We start from the raw sequence: 23,329 nt of genomic DNA on the forward strand, positions 1-23,329 counted from the left end.
CATCATGACCCTCATCTCCTCCCTGGGCTTCACCCCCGACATGCTGGAGCACGTGGCCGTGGCCGGCGGCATCGGCAGCGGCATCAATATCAAAAACGCCATCCGCATCGGCATGTTCCCGGACCTCCCAGTTGAGAAATACTCCTACATCGGCAACTCCTCCCTGGCCGGCGCCTACGCCATGCTCACCTCCGAGGACGCCGCCGCCAAGCTTAACGAGATCGCCAGGTGCATGACATATCTGGAGCTCTCCACCCAGCCCGGCTACATGGACGCCTTCGTCGCCGCCTGCTTCCTCCCTCATACCGACGCCGCCCTCTTCCCGTCGTCTTCGGCAGATTAGATAACATATCGCATAGCGCCTCAAAAAAGGAGTGAACAAAAAAATGAAAGAAATAGCGGTTTACGGCAAGGGCGGCATCGGCAAATCGACCCTCAGCGCCAACCTGTCCGCGGCTCTGGCGCAAGCGGGAAAGCGGGTGCTGCAGATCGGCTGCGATCCGAAGCACGACTCCACGAGGCTTTTGACGCATGGGCACCGGCTCACCACCGTGCTCGATTATATGCGTGTCACAAATCCCCTTGATTACAAGCTTGAGGACATATTGCTGCGCGGCTACGCGGATATCGGCTGTGTGGAGGCGGGCGGGCCGAAGCCCGGCGTCGGCTGCGCCGGCCGGGGCATCATCAGCACCTTTGAGCTTCTCAATCAATTCAAGCTGAAGGAGCACTATGACATCACCGTGTATGACGTTCTTGGGGACGTGGTGTGCGGCGGCTTCGCCGTGCCGATCCGGAGAGAATATGCGGACACTATTTTTGTCGTCACGTCCGGTGAGTTTATGGCCTTGTACGCGGCGAATAATATTTTGCGCGGTATCCGCAACTACGATAACGAGGAAAGGCGGGTTGCCGGCATCCTGTACAACAAGCGTAATGTCGAGGATGAGGATGAACGGGTCGTGCGCTTCGCGCGCGCCGTGGGGCTGCCCATCTGCGCGATCATCCCGCGGAGCGACGCCTTTACACGAGCGGAACGGGCAAATATGACTGTTGTAGAGCAGGCGATCGACCGGGGCGTCATAGACATCTTCTCCAAACTGGCTCAGGAGATCATGGCGGGCTGCACGCTTTACGAGGCAAAGCCTCTCTCTGACGAACAGCTTGAAAGCGTCGTGCTTGGCCGCGAGGAAACGGTCGGCTTGCAGATACCGGCCGCGTCGACCCCCGGGAAAAAACCGAAGCCGGCCTTGGCCGTGCCGGAGATCGACCTGACGGACCCCAACAGGTACTTATCCAAAAACATGATACGGAGCGAGCCGCTCCACGGCTGCGCGTTCAACGGCGCCGTGACAATGAGCGTCCATATCAGAGACGCCGTGATCCTGGCGCACGCGCCGAAGAGCTGCGCGTATATCTCCTATCAGAGCATCAGCTCGACGGGGCGGCGCGGACTGTTCGAGCGCGGGGCGCTTCTGCCCGTCCCCCTCTCTCCGAACCTTGAAGCCACCGAGATGGGAGAGTCGGAGGTGATCTTCGGCGGTATGGAAAAGCTGGAGGACAAAATCAACGAAATCAAAAAGCGCGGTCCAAAGGCGATCGTTGTTATAAGCGCCTGCCCCGCCGGCATTATCGGGGACGATATCGACAGCGTCCGGCTGCTTTCCGAACCGGACCTGCCCGTTGTCACGATCAAAACCGACGGGAATATGTCCGGCGACTATCTCCAGGGAATGCTGATGTGCTACACCATGCTGGCAAAGCAGATCATCCGCCGGGATGTCCCCGTGGCGCCGGATACGGTAAACGTGGTCTTTGAAAAAGTCGTTGCAAAAAATACGGATGGCAATTTCAGGATCATGAGCGAATTCCTGTCTCAGCTCGGCATTGGCGTAAACTGCCGCTTTCTCTGCGATACGACTTACGACAGGCTGGAAAACTTCTGTGCCGCGCCGCTCAATCTGCTGGCGTATAAGGACTATACCGGCAAGCTCCTCCAGGATTTTTTTACCCGGGAGTACGGCGCCGTCTTTTTCGACATGGCCTTCCCCGTCGGTTTCGCCGAAACGGCGGACTGGCTGCGCGGCGTGGCCGGCTTTTTCGAAAGACCCGATGCCGCGGAAGCGATCATCGCGGAGCATCAGGCGCGATACGCGCGGGAGGTCGCGGCCTTAAAGCCTGTTCTATCCGGGAAAAAGCTGATGGTCATCACCTATAACCACAGCTTGGACTGGATATTGCAGACAGCCCTCGACGTCGGCATAGAGGTTGTGAAGGTTGGGATACTCAACTTCTCCCAGGACGAGGGCTTTCGCACAAGGCTTGATGTGCCGCTTCCCGTAGAGGAGAATTACGACCGGGACAACCGGGAAAAGGACCTGAAACGATACAGGCCCGATATCCTCCTGACAAACTACGCGTCCTCCATTGCCGACGAGGTGTTTGTGGCCGATACCATCCCCATGTGCCCTGACGTCGGCTTTTACTCAGGGCTTATCATGGCCAAGCGCTGGGCGCAGCTCTTGAAACTAAACCTGAAGGGAGAGTGGAAACAGGATGAGCGGTTATTTAGACAATATTACGCCGGATAGCTTTTCCGGCATCATTTTTGCCCTGGAGGGCGTCGCGCGGACGATCGTCCTGCTGAACGGCCCTACGGGCTGCAAGTTTTATCATTCCGCCACCTCGGATAACCAGACCATCCGGCAGTTTGAATTCGATCCTCTCAATTACCCCGAAAAATGGTACTTCGGGCAGCCGCGCGTCCCGTGCACCTATCTGGACAGCAGCGATTATATTTACGGCAGCAGGGATAAGCTGACCGAGGCTTTGGAATTCCTGCGCGACAACGTTTCCTTCGAGCTGCTGTGTATCGTCAACTCCCCCGGCGCGGCGCTCATCGGCGACGATCTGCGCGGGATCGCCGCGGCGATCATTCAAGACAGGCCCGTTGTCGTCGTAGAAACGCCGGGTTTTTCACGCGATATCTGCGCCGGCCACGAGACGGCGGCGCTCGAGCTTTTAAAGCAGCTCCCTCTCCGTCAGGCGGATGAGAAAGCGCCTAAAACGGTCAATCTCCTTGGCCTTTCCGTCTTTCACCGAAACTATACGGGGGATATTGCGGAGCTCAGGCGCCTTTTGGCGCTTTGCGGCATTGCTGTAAACTGCCCGCTCTGCGCCGGCGGCGACCTCGAGAGCGTCAAAAACTTGCCGAATGCCGCGCTCAATATTGTCATCCATCCGGACTACGGCCTCAGGACGGCGGAAAACTTAAACGCGCAATATGGCATGCCCTTTTACGTTTGCGATGGGCCGCCGGTGGGCTTCGCCGCGACGGAAAAGCTGCTGCGCGAAATCTGCGTCTCTCTTGGAGCGGACGCTTCCCCCGCCATCGCCGAAAGCGAACGGGCGCGCGCCCGGGCGTACGCTTTCATCTCGCGGGTCAATTCTTTAACGGGGCTGCCCAAGGGCGTCACCTTCTCTGTCGAAGGGACGTATTCGGAGCTGTACGCGTATACCGACTTTCTTGTCCGGTATTTCGGGATGATCCCAAGCTGCCTGTCGGTTTTAAGTGCGGGGAGCGACTGCTTTAAGGATCGCCTCCGTGCGCTGCTCGACAAGCTGGGTGTTTCCGACGCTCTGGATCGTGACATTCTGGAGACGGACAGCGAGCTGGTGCTGGCAAGCGGCAACACGATTGCCAAGCTGAAGCTCAAAAAGCATGCATTCTCGGGGATCGAAATATCTCTGCCGTCGCTTGGTTATGTGGATGTCATACCAAAAACCCACCTTGGCATTCAAGGCGCGCTGCTGCTGACGGAGCAGATTGTCAACGGGCTGATGTTTTAGCCCCGGCCCAGCCGGATAATCCTGAAGCTGGTCAAAGGAAAGCTGGCCGTATCCCTTATACAAGAACACAAAATGCCTGGAACCGTAGAGGTTCCAGGCATTTTGTGAACGCACATTTTCCAATATCTCTTATAGCAGGTTTGCGCGGCTCAGAAGATTGAACAGCATCTGGGCGGCCTCGCACCGCTTTATTGCCGCTGTGGGCTGAATATTGAGATCGCTCTGGTCCAGAATATTTTCACTGTAGCAGAAGGCCAGGCCCTGATGCGCCCAACGCGCGGCGGTCATATAATCGGGGAATGGGGCCAGCGCGTCCCGGACGGCGTTGTCGTCCAGTTCCGTGTTCATACCGCACAGCCTGGCGGCTCTGGCTACCATGACGGCGGCCTCCTGGCGGGTGACCGTCCCCTCGGGACTGAATTTACCGTCGCCCACGCCCAGGACGATCTCATAGGTCCGGGCGGTATCCGCATAGGCGGCGTACTGCTGGTCGGATATGACGTCCGCAAAGGAATCGGCGGCCTTGGGCGTCAGCCCCAGGGCGCGCACCACGATGGCGGCAAACTGGGCGCGGGTCATGGCGCTGTCCGGCTCGAACAGGCCGCTGCCCATGCCGTCGATGATGCCCCGGGAGGCCAGCGCCTCGATGGCTTCCTGATTCTTGTGGGCGTTGACGCCGGAGATATCGGTAAAGGTAGCGCCGGGGGCCGTCAGTTCGGTGGGCCGGACGTCCGCGTGCTTTCCGGGCAGTCCCTTACCGCTTGTATTCTCACCTTCGGGGATGCTCCGGGTGTCGGTCATGCGATACAGGCTGGTTTTGCCGTCGCGCAGGCGCTGGGCGGCCACCAGTGCGTAAAGGGCCTGTTCGGAGGCCATCGGATTAGAAGCGCCCGCGCCCTGGCCCGTATGCAGAAAGCCGCCGTCCTCCGCGCGGAAAGACATCAGCGCGTCCAGGACCGTGTTCCCGTTCTTGACAAAGCGGCTGTCGTCCAGCGGTATCCCCAGTTCCGCCAGAGCCACGATGATCTGCGCGCAGCTCTCGGCATTCAGGGAGTGCCAGGAGACGAACCCGCCGCTGGCGTCCTGCATCAGCGAGACGCAGGACAGTGCTTTGCCGGTTGCCTGCTTCACCGCCGGCTGATCCTGATACTTGGCCAGGGCCTGGAGGACCATGCCGGTGATGTCCGGGTCGGCCTCGGTGGTATCGCCGCCCCTCCCGACCATGGACCAGCCGCCGTCGGCCAGCTGGCGGGACAGCAGCTCATCGATATATATCTGGCGGGTGGCCTGCGTCTTGGCATCCGGGTTTTCCGGCATGTCGTAATTCCCGCTGTCAAGGGCAATCAACGCCCAGATCGGGCCATTAATCCCTTGGGAAATGACGGCGTCGAAGTCGCCCAGGGGCTTGGTCAGGTCGTAGCCGGCAACATCCCTGGCATCCTTTCCTATGGCAGACAGCGCGACGATTACCCGGGAATTCTCCGTGTATTTCGATTCGCTCAGGACACCCTTTCGGGCTGTTACGTAATTTTTCAGGGTGTCGTAGTATTTTTGATAGTATTCGTCCGGCACCTCATAGCCGCTGCGGGCAAGGCCGAGAACGGCCCACTCTCCGCCTATGGAATCTACCTGAGGATTTGCGACAGTCCGATAGATATACGCCGCCGCTTCCTCCACGGCCGTATCCAGCGTCCCGCCGCCTGCGGCGGCGAAAGCGCCCGCGGGCAGGCCCAGGAGCATACCGATCACCAGGAGCAGCGACAGGATTTTTACAGTGGTCTTTTTCATCAGATAATCCTCCTAATTTTTATTTTGTAATGGTCTCTTTTTTTCGCTTTCTGGAAAGCAGTACCAGGAAGGACGTGAGCGCCGCCGCCGCGATAGCCGCGATCAGCACGATCACAGGCCAGATGTTGTGCCGGGTGGTCTCCGTAATTTCGGGCGCCTGGTCCAGGAGGTTCTCGTCGTCCTTGGGCTGCTCGGGCGGCTGTGGCTCCTCCGCCTGCTTCTCCTCGGGTTCCTCAGGCTTCTCCTCCAGCGGCTCGCTGATCACGGGGTCGGCAGGCTGGGTCTGCCGGGTCTGGCCCCCTAACGTCACGGCATGCTGGTTCGAGTCCTGCGCTGTCTCGCCACTGGGGTTGCCGGATTCGCCGACGCCGCTGTTATCGGTCGCTCCGGTGCCCTCGCCGCCGCCGGGATTTTCACCGGCGCCCTCGCCGTCGCCGCCCTCACCCGTGCCTGTACCCGAGCCCGTACCTGTGCCCGTGTCGGGATTGGGGGTGGTGCCGGGGTCGTCGCCCTTGCCCCCGTCCTGTTCTTCAACGTAGCCTGTCTGCTGCCGCGTAAAGACCGCGGCGACAAGCCCGACGTCGCCCTCCGGCATGACAAAGCGGAGCTCGTCAATGCTGCCGGGGATAACCCCGCCATTGACGTCCGTCACGGTCAGGCCGGACAGCTTATAGGCATACTGCGGGCCGTACTGCGCGTTTATGTATTTCTCAGGGGTGACCGTCACCTGTACGGTGCTGCCCGCGGCCCGATAGGGACTCTCCGTCTTGCCGCCGATGGAGATGGTGCCGTGCGTGGCATTCAGCTCTTTAATCCAATAATAGGAGGGCGTCCCCTGTACGGGGTAGCCCGCTTCGCTCTCCGTCCCCTGCGTCCAGACGTGGCGGTGCGCGCCCCCGCCGCCGTCCAGCAGGTAAGCGACCTCGCCGGAGGCGAGCTGCTCTTCCGTCTTGTAACTGGCGAAGGCGGACGACGACGCGCTGCCGTCCGCCGGCTTGTTGTCCACAAAGGCGTAATAGCAGTTCGTTACGTGAAGGTCCTTGATCAGGTCGCCCGTTCCCTGGACGCAGCTTCCGTAATAATAGCTGTTGCTGACGCCCGATTCACCGGCGCTCTGCGGAGCGCCCGCGAAAGCTGAAGCACTGGCGTGTTCACCTGAGGAAAGTACCCCTGTTACATACACGTCGGCGCCGACGCGGCAGTCCTCCATAATCGTGCCAATGCCGGCAAGGCCGCCGGCAATGGTATAGCCGGTAATCGTAACGCCCTGCTCAACGGTGCAGCCGGTCATATAGGCACACTGGCCGTTCGCTCTCGTATCCGAAGTCATCGTGCCGGCAATGCCGCCGACGCCATAATCAAGCACCGCGGGCTTATCGGCTAAAATGGTCGAGCCGGCCTTGACCGTGCAGCCCTCAACACCGCCGCGCACCACATATCCGGCGATGCCGCCGAAGGCTTTTATTCCATCGGTGTGGTTATACAGCTGTACCGTCGCCGTGCAGTTCTTGATCGTTCCCGCAGCCAGGCCGCCGACGATGCCGCCGGCGTAGCTGGAGACGTTGCCATCCGCGTCGTCGCCGTCACCCGTCAGCACCACATTGCAGGTGTCAATCGTGCCGAAGTTGACGCTGGCCACGCCGCCGAACATCTCGCGATTTACGGCAGGGTCCAGCACGCCCACCACGTTCAGGTTGTATACCACCCCGGTGGAACCGACCGCGCCGAAGACCGCGACGATCTGCCTGGGATTGAGCGTGATGGTATGCCCTCCGCCGTCAAAGTTTCCGTTGAACGGAACGGTTCCGGATTCCGACAGCTCAGTCAGGTCATGCTTCCAATCGGCTTTGATATAGCCGAGACCGCTCCAACCGGCATCGTCAATGGTAATATCGATGCCAAGCTTGAAGTAGCAGCCCCCATACCCTTTGCCCTCGGCAACGTTGTCGGCCAGCTGCTCCAGTTCCCCACCGGTCTTGAACACATAGGGGTTTTCCGCCGTGCCGCTGGAAAAGATATCCTGCTTGGTCCAATGCGCCCAAAGCGTCATATCCTCGGTGGGCTGGTCGTTGTCAAAATCCCAAAGCACGCCGCCGACCCTGGCGGTATACCAGCCGGAGAAGTTATAGCTGATGCCGTCCTCGCTGCTGGTCCAGGTGGGCGCGGCGGGTCTTCTCACAAGGCCGCCGATGGTGATGACCTGCTTTTCAGGCAATTGGCCGTCGGCGCCGTTCAGGTTGAAGCTGACCGTGACGGTTTCGCTGCCCTCCTCCACCCACTTGGCGTAGAGCGTGATATTCCCGAAAACCAGGCTGTTGAAATCATACAGGTCTGTGTACGCCGCGGAGGTATACCAGCCCTTGAACACATAGCCCTCCAAAACCGGCTTTTCGGCCGGGGCGGCCAAGGTATTCCCGCTCTTCACCTGGACGCTGGCAAAGGTCTGATCCCCGGAGATAAACGTCGCCGTATATTCCTTATCTTCCGCCGTGCCGCTGACAAAGGAGGCGGTCAGCGTGGAATCCGCCGTCGGCATGGCGAAGGCTACGGTATCCGCGTTCACAGTAAAAGCGTAGCTGATGCCGTCCGTATCCTTCAGCGTCAGCTTATCGAGCTTATAGCCGGCCTCCGGCTTCACCGTAAAGGACATTGCCGAGCCGCCCACGCCGTAGTTCTCGCCGGCGGGAACAAGCGTTCCGTTCGCAACACTTTCTACGGTCACGCGGTAAACCGCCGTCTCATCCGAGGCGGCGAGGACGGGATAGTTTTCGCCCTGGGACCAGTGATAGGTTCGTAACGGGTTTGCGCCGTTGTCCAGCAGATACGCGACCTCAGCCAGCTTGAACTGCGCTTCGGTCTTTTCCGTGCATACGCCGGCGTCCACCGGGGGCATGGCCGACCCATCTGTCAGGGCAACGCAGTCTGTCCTGTAATAAAGATTGCTGCCTTTTGCGGAAATGACGCTTCCGCCGGTCACGGCGCCGGTGACAGCCGCGGCGCCCGCGTTTGCCACGGTGATCTTGCCGTAGTTGTGAGAATATTTCACATAGTTGAAGGTGTCCGTCTCAGCCTTTGCGACCACGCCGCCGATACCCGTCGGCGCCGCGGCGGCGGAGGTGATATTGCCGGCGTTGTAGCAATAGCTGGGATAGCTGTACCTGCCGACGGCGCCAAACACGCCGCTTACTAATGTTGAGGAAGCGCCGGCCACAATCTCGCCGGTGTTGTAGCAGTATCGCATCTCCAGATAGCCCGCCTTGTCCAGCTTGCCCAGAACACCGGCCACAACGCCGCTGCCCGTAATCCTGCCGGTATTGTAGCAATCCTGAATTCCGCCCTGATCCTGCAAAAATCCGTCCACGCCGTTTATGATACCGGCCGCGTTGCCGGTGGCTGTGACGCTGCCGGTATTATAGCAGCTTTTGATCCGCATCGCGTTTGACGCCGTACCGGCAATACCTGCGGCATCGCCGCCGGTCGCGGTGACCGTGCCGCTGTTGCGGCAGTTCTCCGCCGCCGCATACTGCCGGATGGTATAGGCAATACCGTATGCCGTTTTTCCCTCGATATTTCCGCTGTTGGAGCAGCCGATGATCTTCCAATATGAGCTCGCATTCGGGCTGGTGCCGCCCAAAATACCGGCCGCGCGGTTTGTCGTGCTGCTGACGCTGCCTAAATTGGAGCAATTCTCGACCACAATATAATTACCACCTACCGAACCGCCGACGCCGCCGACAGAGACGCCGGTTCCGCTGACGGTGCCGCTGTTGGAGCAGCCGGACAGCTTGGTGGGGACCTTCTGGGTGCTGTAATTGGCCAGGCCCACGATACCGCCCAGATTATCCGCACCCGTCACGCCGCCGCTGTTTGTGCAGTCGGCCAATTGCGCAGAGATGTAGCAGGAGCTGCTGCCCGCAACGCCGCCCGCAACGCCGCCGACATTTGAGCCGCCTTTAATTGCGCCGCTGTTGGAGCATTTTGTAAAGGCGGCAAGGCCATATGCGTTCATTTCACCCGCCTGGCCCAAAATGCCGCCGATATAGTCGGAGGTTCCGGTGATAGCCGCCTCATTTTTGCAGTCCGCCAGGCTGACCGCAGCGGATGCAAAACCGACGATACCGCCCAGACAGGAAGTCTGGGAAATCGTGCCGGTTTGCTCGTTGACGCAGCCCGTAAATACGCAGCCATCGTCGGCGGCTCCGGCAATGCCGCCGACGTACCGTCCGCTCCCCGCCTCGACCGCCGCGCTGTTCACGCAGCCCGTGACCGCCGCGAGCTTATCCATCGCGCCGACAATGCCGCCGGAATACTGATACGAGCTTACGGGACCCTCGTTTCTGCAGTTCTGGACAGCCGTACCGGCCTCCATCCGTCCGGCGACGCCGCCGCCGTAACTGCCGGCGGCAGAGCTCCCTGTTGTCTCGACCACGGCGCGGGATACGGAATCCTGCACGCAGATTACCGGTGTGGCCCCCTCCGGCTTTGCTTCCAAAAGGCCGACGAGGCCGCCGGCCGTGCCGGCACCCCGGACGGACACATTCGCCGCCGGGAGCCCCTCTGAGGCCCCGGTGGCCAGCGTTTCGCAGCCGACGACGGATATTCCGTACCCGGCGCGGCCGATAAGCCCGCCGGCACAGTTCCTGCCGCTGATGCTGCTGCCGGCCGCGACAAAGCAGTTTTCAAACACGGTGCTGCCCTTCGGGCATCCGGCGAGCAGGCCGGTATTATCCCGCCCCGTGATGACGCCGCCGACGGTCAGGTTCTTCACGGTGGCGTTTTCAATTCCGGTGAAGAAGCCGCGGTTATCCTGCTCCGCCGTCTGGAGGTTCAGGCCGCTGATGGTGTGCGTCTGCCCGTCGAAGCTGCCCATGAAGGGCTTTTCCTCGGACCCGATGCCCATGAAGGTCTTGCCGCTCATGTCAATATCGGCCGTCAGCCTGATGGTCTTGCCCTTGAAGGTATTGCCCCTGTTGACGGCTGTCCTCAGCGCGACAAGCTGGTCCGCGGTGGCGAGCTCATACTCGTCGCCCTCCGGTTCCAGCCAGCTGGAATCTCCCAGTGTGTCGAACGAAAAGAACACGTCGATATCCCCGGCGAGCGTGCCGCTGTAGGTTCCGGCGGGCTCTTCAACGGCGTCCTCCGGAATGCCCGTGAGGTACAGACTATACGTTTCCGGCTCAAGCTGGGTGATTGTGACGGCATAAGCGTCTCCGGCCTCGCCGTAAGCCACCGCGCCCGGCACGGGCGTTTCGCCGGCGCCTACCGTCACAGAGCCGGCGCCCTCCGCGCTGCCATACTCCTTCACGGCATGCACACGGTAGACCGCCTTGCTCTCCGCTGTACTGAACACAGGGTACCTCTCCCCCGGCGCCCAGTTGAAGGTGCGCGTTTCCTTGCCGCCCGCATCCAGCAGCCAGACAAGCTCCAGCGCGGTAAATTCCTCCGCAGTTTTGACGGTGACACCCCCCGTGGGATCGTTCTTGTACAGAGCGTAGCTGTTTTTGACCACCGAAGCGTTTATATAGCCCGCAAAGGGCGTGGCGGCATCGTAGGAGAAGCTGTTGGACACGGCGCCGGGGGTGCTGTCCTGATAGTTGCCGGCGATGCCGCCGCCTCTGCTCGCCGCGCTGACCGAGCCCGCGTGATAGCAGCTGTCAATGTGGGGACTGCCGATGCCGCAGATTCCGCCGACGTGCTGCGTGCCGGATACCGCGCCCAGGTTGGCGCAGTTTTTTATGTCGTATGCGCCGATGCTGCCGACGATGCCGCCGACGTTCTGCGCGCCGGTCACGGCAGACTCATTCCGGCAGCCGGTCACAGGCGCGCTGGCCGAGCCGGCAACGCCGCCGACATAATCGCCCGTGCTCTTTACGCGGCCCTTAATCGTCACATTCGAGATGGTATTCGGGGTCTCTCCGGAAGCACTGCCGACGCAGCCGAACAAGCCCTGATAAGGATCATCGGTGTCGATATTCAGCGTTACGCTGTGGCCCTGGCCGTCAAAGCTGCCCTTGAAGGGATTGCTCTGCGTACCGATGGCCTCAAAGTAGCGGCCGGACACGTCGATGTCGTTTGCCAGCCTGATGGTCTTGCCCTCAAAGGCTCTGCCGCCGCTCACCAGCGCGGAGAGGCCGAGAAGGTCGTCCGCGGTGCTGATGACATAGACGCCGTCCTCCGGCTCCTCCTCAAAGCCGGAGCCCGAACCGGGAATATAAAATACGTAAGTAAACGCCGCATCGGCCTTGACTGTTCCGGTATACACGGTCGTGCGCTCCCGCGCCGCGGCCTCCGCGTTCTCCGGCAGGCCCTCCAGCTGGACGGTGTAGCCCTCGGCCATGGTGACGGTGATCTCATAGGATTTGCCGTACGCCACAAAATTGTCGGTGTCGGCATCAATGGTTTTGTTATCCACTTTTACGGAGATGCTTCCGCCATCGGGGTCGTTCCCCCCCTTGACTTTGTAGGAAAACTTATAGCTGGCCTTCGTCGGATCGTTTGTCAGCAGCGGGTGCTTCTCGCCGGCCATCCAGACATAGGTCCTGGGAACGGAGGCGTTATCCAGTTCATAGGGGAGGGTTTCTTCTTTATACTGCTCCGCAGTCAGCGTGGCGACGCCGGAAGCGTCGGCTCCCGCCGATGCGCTGCCGAGGATATAACAGCTCTTGCCCGCGCCCCCGGCCAGCCCCGGCAGCGTGCTGCCGGCCACATAGGCAAAGCAGCCTGTCACCGCGCTTGCATTACTTCCGGCCAGCTGTCCCGCTTTGTCACCGGTGACGGCGCCTGTCGTATAGCAATTGCCGACACTTGCCGTCGCGGTGCCGGCAAGACCCCCGGCGATGCCGCCCACCGCCGTAGCCTTAACCGTGCCGGTATTATAGCAGGTAGAAATCGTACACTTGCCGCGGCCGACGAGGCCGCCGACGTTTGTGGTGCCTTTGACATTGCCGCTGCTGGAGGAGGCCGTGACACTGCTGTCGGCTGTGTTGCCGTAGCCAATGAGACCGCCGGCCTCGGATGACGTGGAGCTCACGTCGCCTCTGTTGGCGCAGCCGCTGATCTTGATGTTGGCGCTATTGGCGCCGATCGTACCGACAATGCCGCCGGCGTTTATCCCGGAAGATGTGACCATGCCGGTATTAGTGCTGTCGACGACGCCCTGATTCGCGTTTCTGAGCTCACCGGCGATACCGCCGACCGTACCGCCTGAGGCCGTTACAGCGCCGGTATTGCGGCATTCCTTTGCGGTTGCGGCCGTCCTGCCGAAAACGCCGCCGACCGAAGACTTGCCGGACACGGCCGCGTTGTTCGTACAGCCAGACGACGGATTCGAGGGAATGCTCCCCGCACCGCCGACCTTATCGCCGGCTACCCCGCCGACGTAAGCGCCGTTGTCAGCTGTTACAGGACCGTTATTCTCCAGGCCGGACACCGTAGTATTCCCGATACCCCCGGCCACGCCGCCGGTGTAGCTGTTGGTTCCCGTATAGGTAACGGAACCGCTGTTGGTGCAGTCGGTTATCTGGTTCACTCGACCGGCCACGCCGCCGATGTAGCCCGCAGACGTGTTATCCGCATTGATCGCGCCATGGTTCTCACAGTTTTCGATCAGGCTTGTGCTGACCGATTCGGAATAGCCGCCGGCAATGCCGCCGACATAAGCGCCGCCGGTTACGGCACCGTAATTCACACAGTAAGTAATTTTCGTATCCTTCGTATAGCCCGCCACGCCTCCGACATAGCGGCGGTTGGTGCTGGCGGCGCCATTGTTGGAGACTGTCGCCTTATTGGTAATCCTCGCAAGAGAGCTGCCGCCTTCCGAAGAGCCCACGACGCCCCCGGTGCGCTGACCAAATTTTTCAGTGCTGGAAACGCCGATATAAACCGCGCCCTCAACGGTCAGGTCCTCGATAGTCGCGCCGGATATGCAGCCGAACAGCCCCACGTAGTCCAGCGTTTCGGAAGACCTGCTGTGAACACCATTCGTCTTGGGCACGTCCTTGGTGCCGATCTGCAGTCCGCCGACGGTCTTGCCGTTTCCGTCGAAGACGCCCTTGAAATACGTAGTCGCGGCATTGTATGTGTCTCCGCCGATGGGGAACCAATCCGCCCCCCCGATATCAATGTTACCGGCAAGCGTGACGGTTTTCCCCGAGAAGTCGTCTATCACCGCGGCTCCGCCTGCATCTTTGGCCGTGCCGTTGACGAGCTCCGCCAGCTCGCGCAGCTCAGCGCCTGCGGATATGGTGAACATGCCGCTTGCGTAGCCTCCGGTGTACCAGATGTAGGTGCCCTCCGGCATCGTGGGGGGCGTTGCGGCCAGTGCGTCCATCAGCAGCTCGCGCAGGGCGTAATAGGGGGCAAGCTGTTCGTCCAGGCCTTCCTCCGCAGTCGCGTCGTCCGCCGCTTTGTCCGCAGACCTTGCCGTGTATGTCCCGCCGCCCACGAGTGCGTCGCACTGCTCCAGAAATGTGTCCAGCTCCGCCAGCAGCGCCAGCAGATCCTCGCGCGCCATTGCTTCGAGCTCATCCTCCTCCGGCAGGGCACCCGGCTGCAGGCTTTCGGGTAGGGCCTCCTGCAGCGCCTGGAAGGCCGTCAGCACGGGGGATTCGGTTTCCTCCAGCTCTTCTGGAGTCTCTGGAGTCTCTGGAGTCTCTGAGGTCTCCGGAGTCTCGGGGGTCCCGGGATTCTCGGGAGTCTCTGGAGTCTCGGGGGCCTCCGAATTTTCGGGAACCGCCGGGTCCGCGGGGGCCTCCGGAGCTTCGGAATCTCCCGGCTGCTCAGAATCGCCGGAGGCTTGGTCCGTCTTATCTTCCAGACCTTGAACCACCCCCGGCTCTGTTCCGCTTTCCAGAGCCCGCGCGCCCGTGGGCAGCGCCAGCGACGCTGCCATGACAAAGCAGAGAAACAGACTGAAAAGCCTCTGCGCGATCGCTTTTCTGTTTTTTTTCATGTACGCACTCTCCTTTTATTTTTCTATCCTCTCAGGAATGATGAAACACATTTCACAGCCAGCGGCCAAAGACAAAAAGCGAACGCAGGCCGCATCCGCTTTTGTCCCGATCGGGAAAGAAAAAACGGCGGTAAAAATACCACCGCTTTTGATTGGCTGGGAAGCACCCCGTGGGGGATGCCTTCTTGTAGGTCTTCTGACTTGCATGTTCGGGCGCTTTTCGCGCCGGCGCGCACCCTTCGCCTTCCCGGTCGAGCCATTACAGCAGCCAGTGACCTGCTTTCGCAGAAAAAGGATACGCTCCATGCTTACAGCTACTGAATTGGAACCGGGCCGCTCCAAAGGGCGCGGCGGCGGCTCAAAACGTGCTCAGGATTCTCACCTGATTCCCTTGTTCAGCTGAACAAGATTGCGTGTCCCGCCCAGAGCGGGGTCGCGCAATTGCCACAAAAGCCGGAGCAATATTCAAATGTCAATGCTTTTCAGGAAGCCTCACAAATTTTTACGATTATCTATTTAAGCGCCTCAGATGACGCACGCGATCCAGCGCAGGCGGAGCTTTTCCCCGAAGGTGCTTCTGTGTTTGAGTTCTGCCTCCAGTCTTGTCAAAAACTGCCTGGGCTGGTGCCGCTCCCCGTCGGACACTCCGCCGCGGCTGAACACGGCCCGGCGCTGCGCCTCTATCACGGCCCGATACTGGTCCGCCGGCTCGTCGCCCAGCAGGCGCTCCAATTCCGGCAGCATCAGGTACAGGCTGCCGTTTGGGCGCGCCACGCCCAGATATCCCAGCAGGCGCACCGCCCACGTGGCCATGTTGCTCACCGCCGTGGAGGGGTCCGGGTCCTCAAACATTTGCCCGCGCCGCCGTCTCTTGGCGTACCTGCGGATAACCGCAAAAAGCGCCAGGGCGGCTATGAGCGCCAGCAATACCCACAGGAGGATCAGTGCGAGGCGCCATAGCGCCGGAGGATGAGTCTCTTCCTCCGACGGCGGTATCTCCGCGCCGCCGCTGCCGCCCTGCCGCTGGTTGTTCTGCTGCATCGGGTCGGTGTATGGGGGGGTGATCTCAAAGGGCACAAAGCCTACCCCGTCCCGGTATATCTCTACCCAGGCATGGGCAAAGCTCTGGTCCAGCGCAATGGGCTCGCCGGGCGACATCTCCAGCGCCGTGGCGCCGGGGATGTACCACCCCTCCACATAGCGCGCCGGGACGCCCAGATACCGGAACATAAGGGCCGCCGCGGTGGCGTAATGGATGCTGTATCCTTCTTTGGTCTCACCCAGAAAAACGCTCAGAAAATCCCGGTTCCCGTCAATGGCCGGCGGCGTTTCGTTATAGGACACAATATTGCTCAGATATGCCCGCACTACCAGTTGGGCGTCGCTGAAGGATATCTCGCCCGATTTCGGCAGATCCAACCCGCTGAACACTTTGCCGATGGCCTCCCGAGCCTGCACCGGCACGTCCAGATAATTGTCGTATACGAATTCGCGGTAGGCGTTCTCGCCGGCGAGGTAGTCTGTGGCCGCCGCCGCGCCGGCCTTTCGCGCCGCCGTCAGCAGGTCCGACAGCCGCTCATAGTCGCCCGGGACGGCGCCGCTCGTCTCATAGGTGTATTCTCGCTCGCCCCGTACGCCCCGGGCAGCCCAGTCCGCGTCGCCGATCTGCCGGGGGTCCGTCTCCGCGCCGTCGAGCCCGTAGGGGGCATACCGCCACCCGGTACAGGCGCTTTGCACCCGTATGGAAACGGCATTGCTTTTTCCCGACGTGCCGAGGGCCTGGTTCAGCAGGGCATATTGCTCCTGACCATAGAAGCCGCGGGCGTGCAGCCAGGAAAACAACGTGGCGTATTCCGCCTTCCGGGACGGCTCAAGCCCTGTCCATCCGGAACCGGTGTAAACCTCACCCACATAGCCGCGCAGATACGTCTCCTGCGGTTTTTCCATGGTAACGGTCAGCGCCGTCGTGGCCTCCGGTGCGAAATCCCCCAGATTCCTGAAATCCCCCTCGGGCAGGGTGGGCTCCGTTTCCTCATATCGCACATGGTGCAGCCAGCTTTTCGCCGCGCGCTGGGCCTCGAGCGCATTTGCCCCGCCGCTGACGTTCCACAGTTCCGCCAGGAGGGCGCATAACAGCAGTACAATGCCGGTCTGGGCCGCCACAGAGAGGGCAAGGGGGATGCCTCCCGACCTCAGATTTTTTCTGGACAGGCGCCACGCGCCGAGCATGGCCAGCCCCAACGCCAGCAGGCCCCATCGCCAATCAGGCGGATACAGCGTCGTCGCGCCCATCGCCCACAGCGCGGCCGCCAGAAGACCCGCCGGCAGAAGCCACAGCCGGGCGCCGCTCACCGCTCTGGCGGATAAAAGCCCCAGCAGCACGGTGGGCAGCGCCAGAAAAAGCCCGGCGCACACCGCCGGAGACTGCCCGGCAGCCATGACCTCATAGCGGGGAAAGATATAACCCAGATGTGTTTCCAGCATACTGAATATCCCGTTCATCGTCACGTTCCAGCCGCTGATGATGAACTGGCTTACCGCCACCGTGTAGATCAGCAGGGCAGCGGCCGCTGCCGCCTGAAAGGCTAACGCGCGCCGGGGAAGCCTGCTGCCCGCGGCGCAGTATAAAATACCGGCGGCCGCCAGCGGCAAGGGGCTGCAGCCCGTTCCCTCCAGCCCCAGCCCGCCCCAGGCACAGGCGGCAAGACCTAAAAACAGCAGCGACGATGCGATGACGCGGCCCGCCGCGCCGCCACCACTCTCCTCGGAGACGCAGAAGAATAATCCATCTGCATTTGTCATTGCGCTTCCTCCCGCTAAATGGTCACGTCACACAAAGACTGCCTGTAATCGGCGGGGGAAAATAAATGACAGGCCAAGTCTCCGCAAGCATCCGAATCCTCACCGCACAGGAACAGGGTGACTCTTCCCACAGCGGCCAGTCCCGCTATTTCTGTAGATACCCGGTCGCTGAAATACGCGATCAGCGGATACTGTTTCCCGTCCAGGGCACGGATGCAATCCGATATCCCGGACATGCCGCCGGCGTCTGAAGCGCCTTCAAGCATTCCCGGGATGATTCCATAGAGATCATCCATTGAGTCGACGTCCCGCACGGCGCAGCCGACATCCCTTATGCCGCTCCAGGCAACGCTGTAGGGGATTTCCTCCTGGGTGACCGCCAGGCAGAATGACACCACCGCCTCCGCCAGAGTATCCGGGATTCGGGGCGGGGCGTCCTTTGCCAGGGCGCTCCGGTCCCAGAACACCAGCAAGGCCCTGTCCAGGGTCTGGGAGGGGTCGGTGACGATATACCGCTCCAGCTTCTGGCTCAGCTTCCAGTGGATCTGCTTCAGGCTGTCCCCTTCCACATAATCCCGTATCTGAAAGGGCTCGGACCAGTCCTGCCCCTTTCGGCTGAGATTGATGCTGACCTCGTCCCACAAGGGGGTCTCGCTGCCCGTCAGGCGTACCCGCATAGGGAACAGCTCCGGCGTGATCAGCCGTTTTTTGTCGACATGCAGAGGGCGCCGTATGTGAATCAGTCCAAAGGTGTCGCTCACGGTGAGCACCCCGCATTTAAAACAGAGCCTGCCGCAGTAGGCACTCCGGAAGGTAAACGGCAGGCTCTCCTTCCCGAAAGGCGGAATGGAAAAGGCCAGCGGCAGCAGCTCCGTTTCCTGGGTGAGCGTGTTTTCCAGCTCCAGGTGCAAAACCGCGCGCACCACCGGCACGGGCGTGCGATTTCTGATCCTGATCTCGCCCTGAACCGTCTCCCCCTTCGGTATATTACCGGGGAGCTCTAACGTGAGCATGATCCTTCCCGCCGCCAGGAGGGCCGCCAGGACCGCGCAGAGAGGGAGCGCCAGAGCCGCGCACAGGATCAGCAGGGCGGCCGTCGTCCCCGTGAAGACATAGACGACTGCCGCGCCCGCCGCCCAAAGTATGCATACAACGGTCCGCGCCATCTACCTCAGCTCCCTGAGCACCGGCATTTCCACCTGCCGGAGAATATCCTTCATCAGATCGGCTGCGCTGGTCTCGTTGAAGCGCGCCTTGGCGCCCAGCAGGAGCCGGTGGGCGTAGACGTCGCAGGCCATCGCCGCCACGTCCTCAGGTATGCAGTAGCTGCGCCCGTCCAAGTAGGCCCGCGCCCTTGAAATACGCGCCAGCGCCAGCGCGCCCCGGGGGCTGATACCCAACTGCACCATCGGATGGGCTCGGGTCGCTTCGGTAAGCGCCGTGATGTACCTGTAAATTTCATCCGCAATATGTACCTGCTCCACCTGGGCAATGGTCTCCATGAGCTGCCGGCAGCTCATTAACGGCTTCACGCTGTCCAGGGGATTGCCCCCGCTGCGATCCTTCAGAATATTGACCTGGCTTTCAAAGTCAGGATAGCCGATGCTGACGCAAATCATGAACCGGTCCAGCTGCGAGCTTGGCAGCATCTGGGTGCCGGCTGAGCCCACGGGATTTTGCGTGGCCAGTACGATGAAGGGCACGGGCAGGCTATGCGTCTGGCCATCCACCGTGACGTTCCGTTCCTCCATTGCCTCCAGCAGGGCCGACTGGGTTTTGCTGGAGGTGCGGTTGATCTCGTCGGCCAGCAGCAGGTTGGTCATCACAGCGCCAGGTTTATAGACAAACTCGTTCGTCCGCTTATCCAGGACGGAAAAACCAACGACGTCGGAGGGGACGCTGTCCGATGTGAACTGGATGCGCCTGGTATCCAGCCCCATGGTTTTGGCAAAAGCAATTGTGAGCGTGGTCTTCCCCACCCCCGGCACGTCTTCCAGCAGCACGTGTCCCAGTGCCAGCATGGCCATAAGCACCTTCTCGATGACTTCCCGCTTACCCAGAATAACCTTTGTGATCTGATCACAAACCAGCTCAATTTTCTCTCTCATCGATATATCTCCAAGTATAAAAAATGCTCTTCAGCGACCACCACAAAATAAAAAACGGATGCTCACGCACCCGCAATTGTTCCAAATGGAAACAAAAAAGCAGCAGGTCATACCTGCCGCTTTCGTTGGCACTTTCTAAAGTATATCAGGCGGTTGCACCATATCCGCGAGATCATACTTTCTTGTAGGTCTTCTGACTTGCATGTTCAGGCGCTTTTCGCGCCGGCGCGCACCCTCCGCCTTCCCGGTCGAGCCATTACAGCAGCCAGTGACCTGCTTTCGCAGAAAAAGGATACGCTCCATGCTTACAGCTACTGAATTGAAACCGGGCCGCTCCAGAGGGCGCGGGCGGCAATTCAAAACGTGTTCAGGATTCTCACCTGATTCCCTTGTTCAGCTGAACAAGATTGCGTGTCCCGCCCAGAGCGGGGTCGCGCAATTGCCACAAAAGCCGGAGCAAATATTCAAATGTAACTGCTTTTCAAAAGCCTCACAGATTTTTGACGATTGACGATTAATGTTTGCTTAATCATACCAATATCACTATAAAATGTCAACGCCGGGTTTCACGTTGTGCGATGCAATATTCCGCCCCAGCCTGACGGCACAATATCTTTTCACCATCAATTGCAATCCCGCGTATTCCTTGTTATGGTATAAAAGGTTACTATTGACAATAAGTGAAAGCTTCGGTTATAATCAAACTGTAGGAAATGGATCAGCCTTTTCGGTTTCTCGAAACGGGCTGCTTTACGAAAGAAAAAGGTTATGTTCAAGCATTTTTAATATACCCGGATAAAAAGATTTATCCGTACAAGAAAACTGAATGGGAATTTGTCATCGTTACTGTAAAGACGTAAGCGGTCAATCCTTTGGTCTATACATAATTGTCTGCTTAAGGTCAGGTGCGATGTAGATGGAAAGGGGTGCAAAGCCCCATGTTGCCGGCGCTGTAAGCGTGAGGCCGTACCGAAGCGGTGAAGCTCGCCGCCTGGACGAAAGTCCGCCACTTTTGGGCATCTTGTTGCCCCTGGGGAAGGTAGGATACGGACGCAGGAAACGTTAACTCGTTTCCCTAACGCGAATCAGAAGACTTACACTTTTCCCTTGTTGCATAGAAGCTTATAGCTTCTGTGTGATTGCGCTCAAAATACGGTTGCGTCAATCTCTGTTATGGGATTGACGCTTTTTTATATGAATCAACAACCAAAAAATCAGATAAAGATGCCGGCCCATCTGCAGAAGAAACCGCGGGCTGTCTTAAACGTAATTTGCAAACAGAAAGGGTGTTTCCGATGTTTTAAATAATATGACCCTGCTGAAAAGGAAAACCGCGGTCAATGCAGTTTTTATCGGGCCTTAATCAAATTTACATTAAAGGAGAAATTACAAATGAAACGCTTAAAAACCTCAGTTGTTGCGGTTCTGACACTCGCTCTAATCCTAGGTCTCAGCCTCACGGCGTTTGCCGCGAGCGGCGATCTTACAATTACCAGCGGCTCGACGACTTTTACAAAAGAGCAGGTTGATGTTTACAATCCGAACGAGGGTATTACATATTCCGCGTATTCCGACACCGGAATCATGCCTGTCGGAACCAATCTGTCCAACTTGCCCGTCACAATATCGTTTGAGGGTACGGCTCTGAAAATTGACGGCGTGACCGTCGCGACCTCGACGCCGTATACAGGCTCTATAGATTTCCTTGATAAGTCCCACGAAATTGAGGTCGTTTACGCCGCCGGCTCCCACGTGCATCATGCCGCGGCATATATAACCGGCACCGCCATATCGGCGACGGTCAATTTCGACTACGAGAACGCGCGCACTTTCTCAGAGCTCGACGTTGACGACGCTTACGGGGTCTCTCCGTATACAGATCCTGTGGATGCCACGCAGAAGGCCCTGGCAACAGCGGCTGTTTCCGCTTTGGACTCAAAAGTACTGGGTGACTATTCCGACAGCTACAGCAACGTCGTGGCCGGCAGCAACGCCAAGGACATTTTGACAACATACGCGAACTTGCACGACAATCTTTTTATTGAAGGCACGGCGTCCTACGTTTCGGCCATTGAAGGCTTGGGCGAGGAGACAACGGGGATGTACTACGGCATGATCGGCACCGGCGGCTGGATGTATACCGTCACCCGTGGCGGCGATACCTTCTTCCCGTCCGTCGCGGCCACGCTGTGGAAGCTGCAGCCGGGCGACGTCATCACCTGGCACTATACCTGCGACTGGGGCTACGACCTCGATTATCCCATGATGTGAATTTGCGCCGGGTGCAGTTAATCCTTCCCGGTCCAACAGGCTTTAAGGCTCAGCACACAGCCGGTTAAAGCCACCTTATTTCAGACTGCAAGAACCCGGTTTACGCAACAGCGCAAACCGGGTTCTTGTCGTATTTAGGCCCAAATATCAAGAATATGAAATGAGACAAAATTACGGTTACTCATACTCTGTCTTGGCGGCTTCTGATTCCTTTTTGCAATTATGCCGGTTCACCATTGCTTTATCTATTTTTGTGTTGTATCTTTAATTTTTGGGACTTCACACAGAAGTGTCAGCCGGTGGCAGGCACGACGAGAAGAATATTAAGGAACTAAACAAAGCATATTACATACCGTTGGTTGCTCCGTCATGCTCTTATGGTAGCACAGCTGGAACTGTGCCTCAGTATGCCGCCGAATGTATGTAGAGCCTATGCGGGCCGGCAACAACAGCAGCCCGCCTTCCGGCTGCTGTTGTTGTGTCGCCTGCTCCCGGGGGCAACGCGTCTTAAATCAATATTGCGGTCAAATAACGAAATAATACTTAAAAAAGGCCAGGGGACGGAGCGCATGAACCATATCGGGAATATTATCAAAAGTTATCGCACCATGCTAAAAATGAGCCGCGCAGCGTTTGCTGAGAATATCTGCTCCGAGAAGTATGTATACTTGATTGAGAAAGGCAAACGCGTGCCGTCCGTGGATATGACCAGACTATTCAGCGATAAGCTGGGTGTGGATCTATTCGAGCATTATCAATATCTTGACTGCGAAAATCCGATCGCCGTGCGTGATAAAATAAAAAACTTCAATATATCTCGAAGGAAGAGCGATTACGACACATTGAAAACGCTGACGGACGCGGCAATAGCTTTGCCGGACTTTCACCATGAGCCATGGCTTTACGAAATCGAAGTGAATAGATTTGCCTATATAATTTTCGAAGAAAAAAAATATACGGAAGCGATAATCGGCATCAATTCCGTATTACGCAGAATCAAGCCGAAATATTCAAAGGGCATTTATGTTGCAAATCTTTACGCGTTGCTGATAATGTGCTACCAGCTTACGGGAGATGCCGCAAGCACAAGGGCTGTGACGTTGCTGGCAAACGAAATTATCCATGATAAGTATGCGATCAAAGATTACGAGGAAATCATCAGCACTGTGGGCGTGGGTACATTGGCAATGCATTATATGGCCGGCGAATTCGATCAGGTCATTCAAAAGGGGCATAAACTGCTCCAATATAAAGCGGAAATCAATTCAAGCGAGCGTCTCGATTATATTTGTTTTTATCTGGCCTTTTCGTATTTTGAAACCGGTTCTCAGGAGAACGCCGTCGTATGGTTCAGAAAAGCGATTTATTCATTAATGTTCGAGTATGATCCGTTAAATGTATACTATATGGTGACAAATCCTGTGTTTCACGTACTGCTCAACGATCCGGGAATAAATCCATATTTGATTCAGGAATTTAAAGATAAATATGATATAAGCTGAGTCCCAAACCATTGGTATTGCCGCCGGTGAAAACAGGCATTCTTCGTCATCGAAGAATG

10 protein-coding genes and 2 riboswitches are annotated in these 23,329 nt (G+C 58.7%); of the genes, 5 read left to right on the forward strand and 5 right to left on the reverse strand.

Annotated features, from left to right (window positions below):
* The 3 genes from BUB60_RS13470 to BUB60_RS13480 form a co-directional block, all read left to right on the forward strand.
* Positions 1-343 (forward strand): ASKHA domain-containing protein (locus BUB60_RS13470; RefSeq protein WP_143162361.1); only part of this gene is annotated, 343 nt, incomplete at its 5' end.
* Between the two features lie 43 nt (positions 344-386).
* Positions 387-2,591, forward strand: coding sequence for a nitrogenase component 1 (locus tag BUB60_RS13475; protein WP_200796636.1), 2,205 nt, complete (start codon positions 387-389; stop codon positions 2,589-2,591).
* Positions 2,557-3,849, forward strand: coding sequence for a nitrogenase component 1 (locus tag BUB60_RS13480; RefSeq protein WP_073079987.1), 1,293 nt, complete (start codon positions 2,557-2,559; stop codon positions 3,847-3,849). The genes BUB60_RS13475 and BUB60_RS13480 overlap by 35 nt, the downstream gene beginning before the upstream one ends.
* Positions 3,850-3,978: 129 nt before the next feature.
* On the opposite strand, the gene BUB60_RS13485 is transcribed toward BUB60_RS13480, so the two are convergent.
* The 5 genes from BUB60_RS13485 to BUB60_RS13505 all read right to left on the reverse strand — a co-directional run bounded on the left by BUB60_RS13485 (position 3,979) and on the right by BUB60_RS13505 (position 19,497).
* A complete protein-coding gene (locus BUB60_RS13485; RefSeq protein ID WP_073079989.1) occupies positions 3,979-5,637 on the reverse strand; it encodes an S-layer homology domain-containing protein in 1,659 nt (552 codons plus the stop codon).
* Positions 5,638-5,656: 19 nt separating this feature from the next.
* Positions 5,657-14,587 carry an InlB B-repeat-containing protein gene (locus tag BUB60_RS13490; RefSeq protein WP_073079992.1) on the reverse strand — a complete coding sequence of 2,977 codons (8,931 nt, stop codon included), beginning with the start codon at positions 14,585-14,587 and terminating at the stop codon, positions 5,657-5,659.
* Between the two features lie 169 nt (positions 14,588-14,756).
* Positions 14,757-15,011: riboswitch (cobalamin riboswitch) on the reverse strand.
* 101 nt (positions 15,012-15,112) lie between these two features.
* Positions 15,113-17,389, reverse strand: a complete 2,277-nt coding sequence (locus BUB60_RS13495; RefSeq protein WP_073079994.1) for a transglutaminase-like domain-containing protein — start codon at positions 17,387-17,389, stop codon at positions 15,113-15,115.
* Between the two features lie 14 nt (positions 17,390-17,403).
* Positions 17,404-18,555 carry a DUF58 domain-containing protein gene (locus BUB60_RS13500; RefSeq protein WP_073079997.1) on the reverse strand — a complete coding sequence of 384 codons (1,152 nt, stop codon included), beginning with the start codon at positions 18,553-18,555 and terminating at the stop codon, positions 17,404-17,406.
* Positions 18,556-19,497 carry an AAA family ATPase gene (locus tag BUB60_RS13505; RefSeq protein ID WP_073079999.1) on the reverse strand — a complete coding sequence of 314 codons (942 nt, stop codon included), beginning with the start codon at positions 19,495-19,497 and terminating at the stop codon, positions 18,556-18,558. It abuts the gene before it with no gap.
* 166 nt (positions 19,498-19,663) lie between these two features.
* Positions 19,664-19,919, reverse strand: a riboswitch (cobalamin riboswitch).
* A 970-nt stretch (positions 19,920-20,889) separates the two neighbouring features.
* Between BUB60_RS13505 and BUB60_RS13510 the strand changes: the two genes are divergently transcribed.
* Positions 20,890-21,768 carry a DUF4430 domain-containing protein gene (locus BUB60_RS13510; protein ID WP_073080002.1) on the forward strand — a complete coding sequence of 293 codons (879 nt, stop codon included), beginning with the start codon at positions 20,890-20,892 and terminating at the stop codon, positions 21,766-21,768.
* Positions 21,769-22,145: 377 nt separating this feature from the next.
* The gene (locus BUB60_RS13515; RefSeq protein WP_143162362.1) at positions 22,146-23,270 is read left to right on the forward strand and encodes a helix-turn-helix transcriptional regulator; all 1,125 of its coding nucleotides are present in this window, start codon (positions 22,146-22,148) and stop codon (positions 23,268-23,270) included.
* Positions 23,271-23,329 lie beyond the last annotated feature (59 nt).

It is taken from the genome of Sporobacter termitidis DSM 10068 (assembly GCF_900130065.1).
GTDB lineage: Bacteria > Bacillota > Clostridia > Oscillospirales > Oscillospiraceae > Sporobacter > Sporobacter termitidis.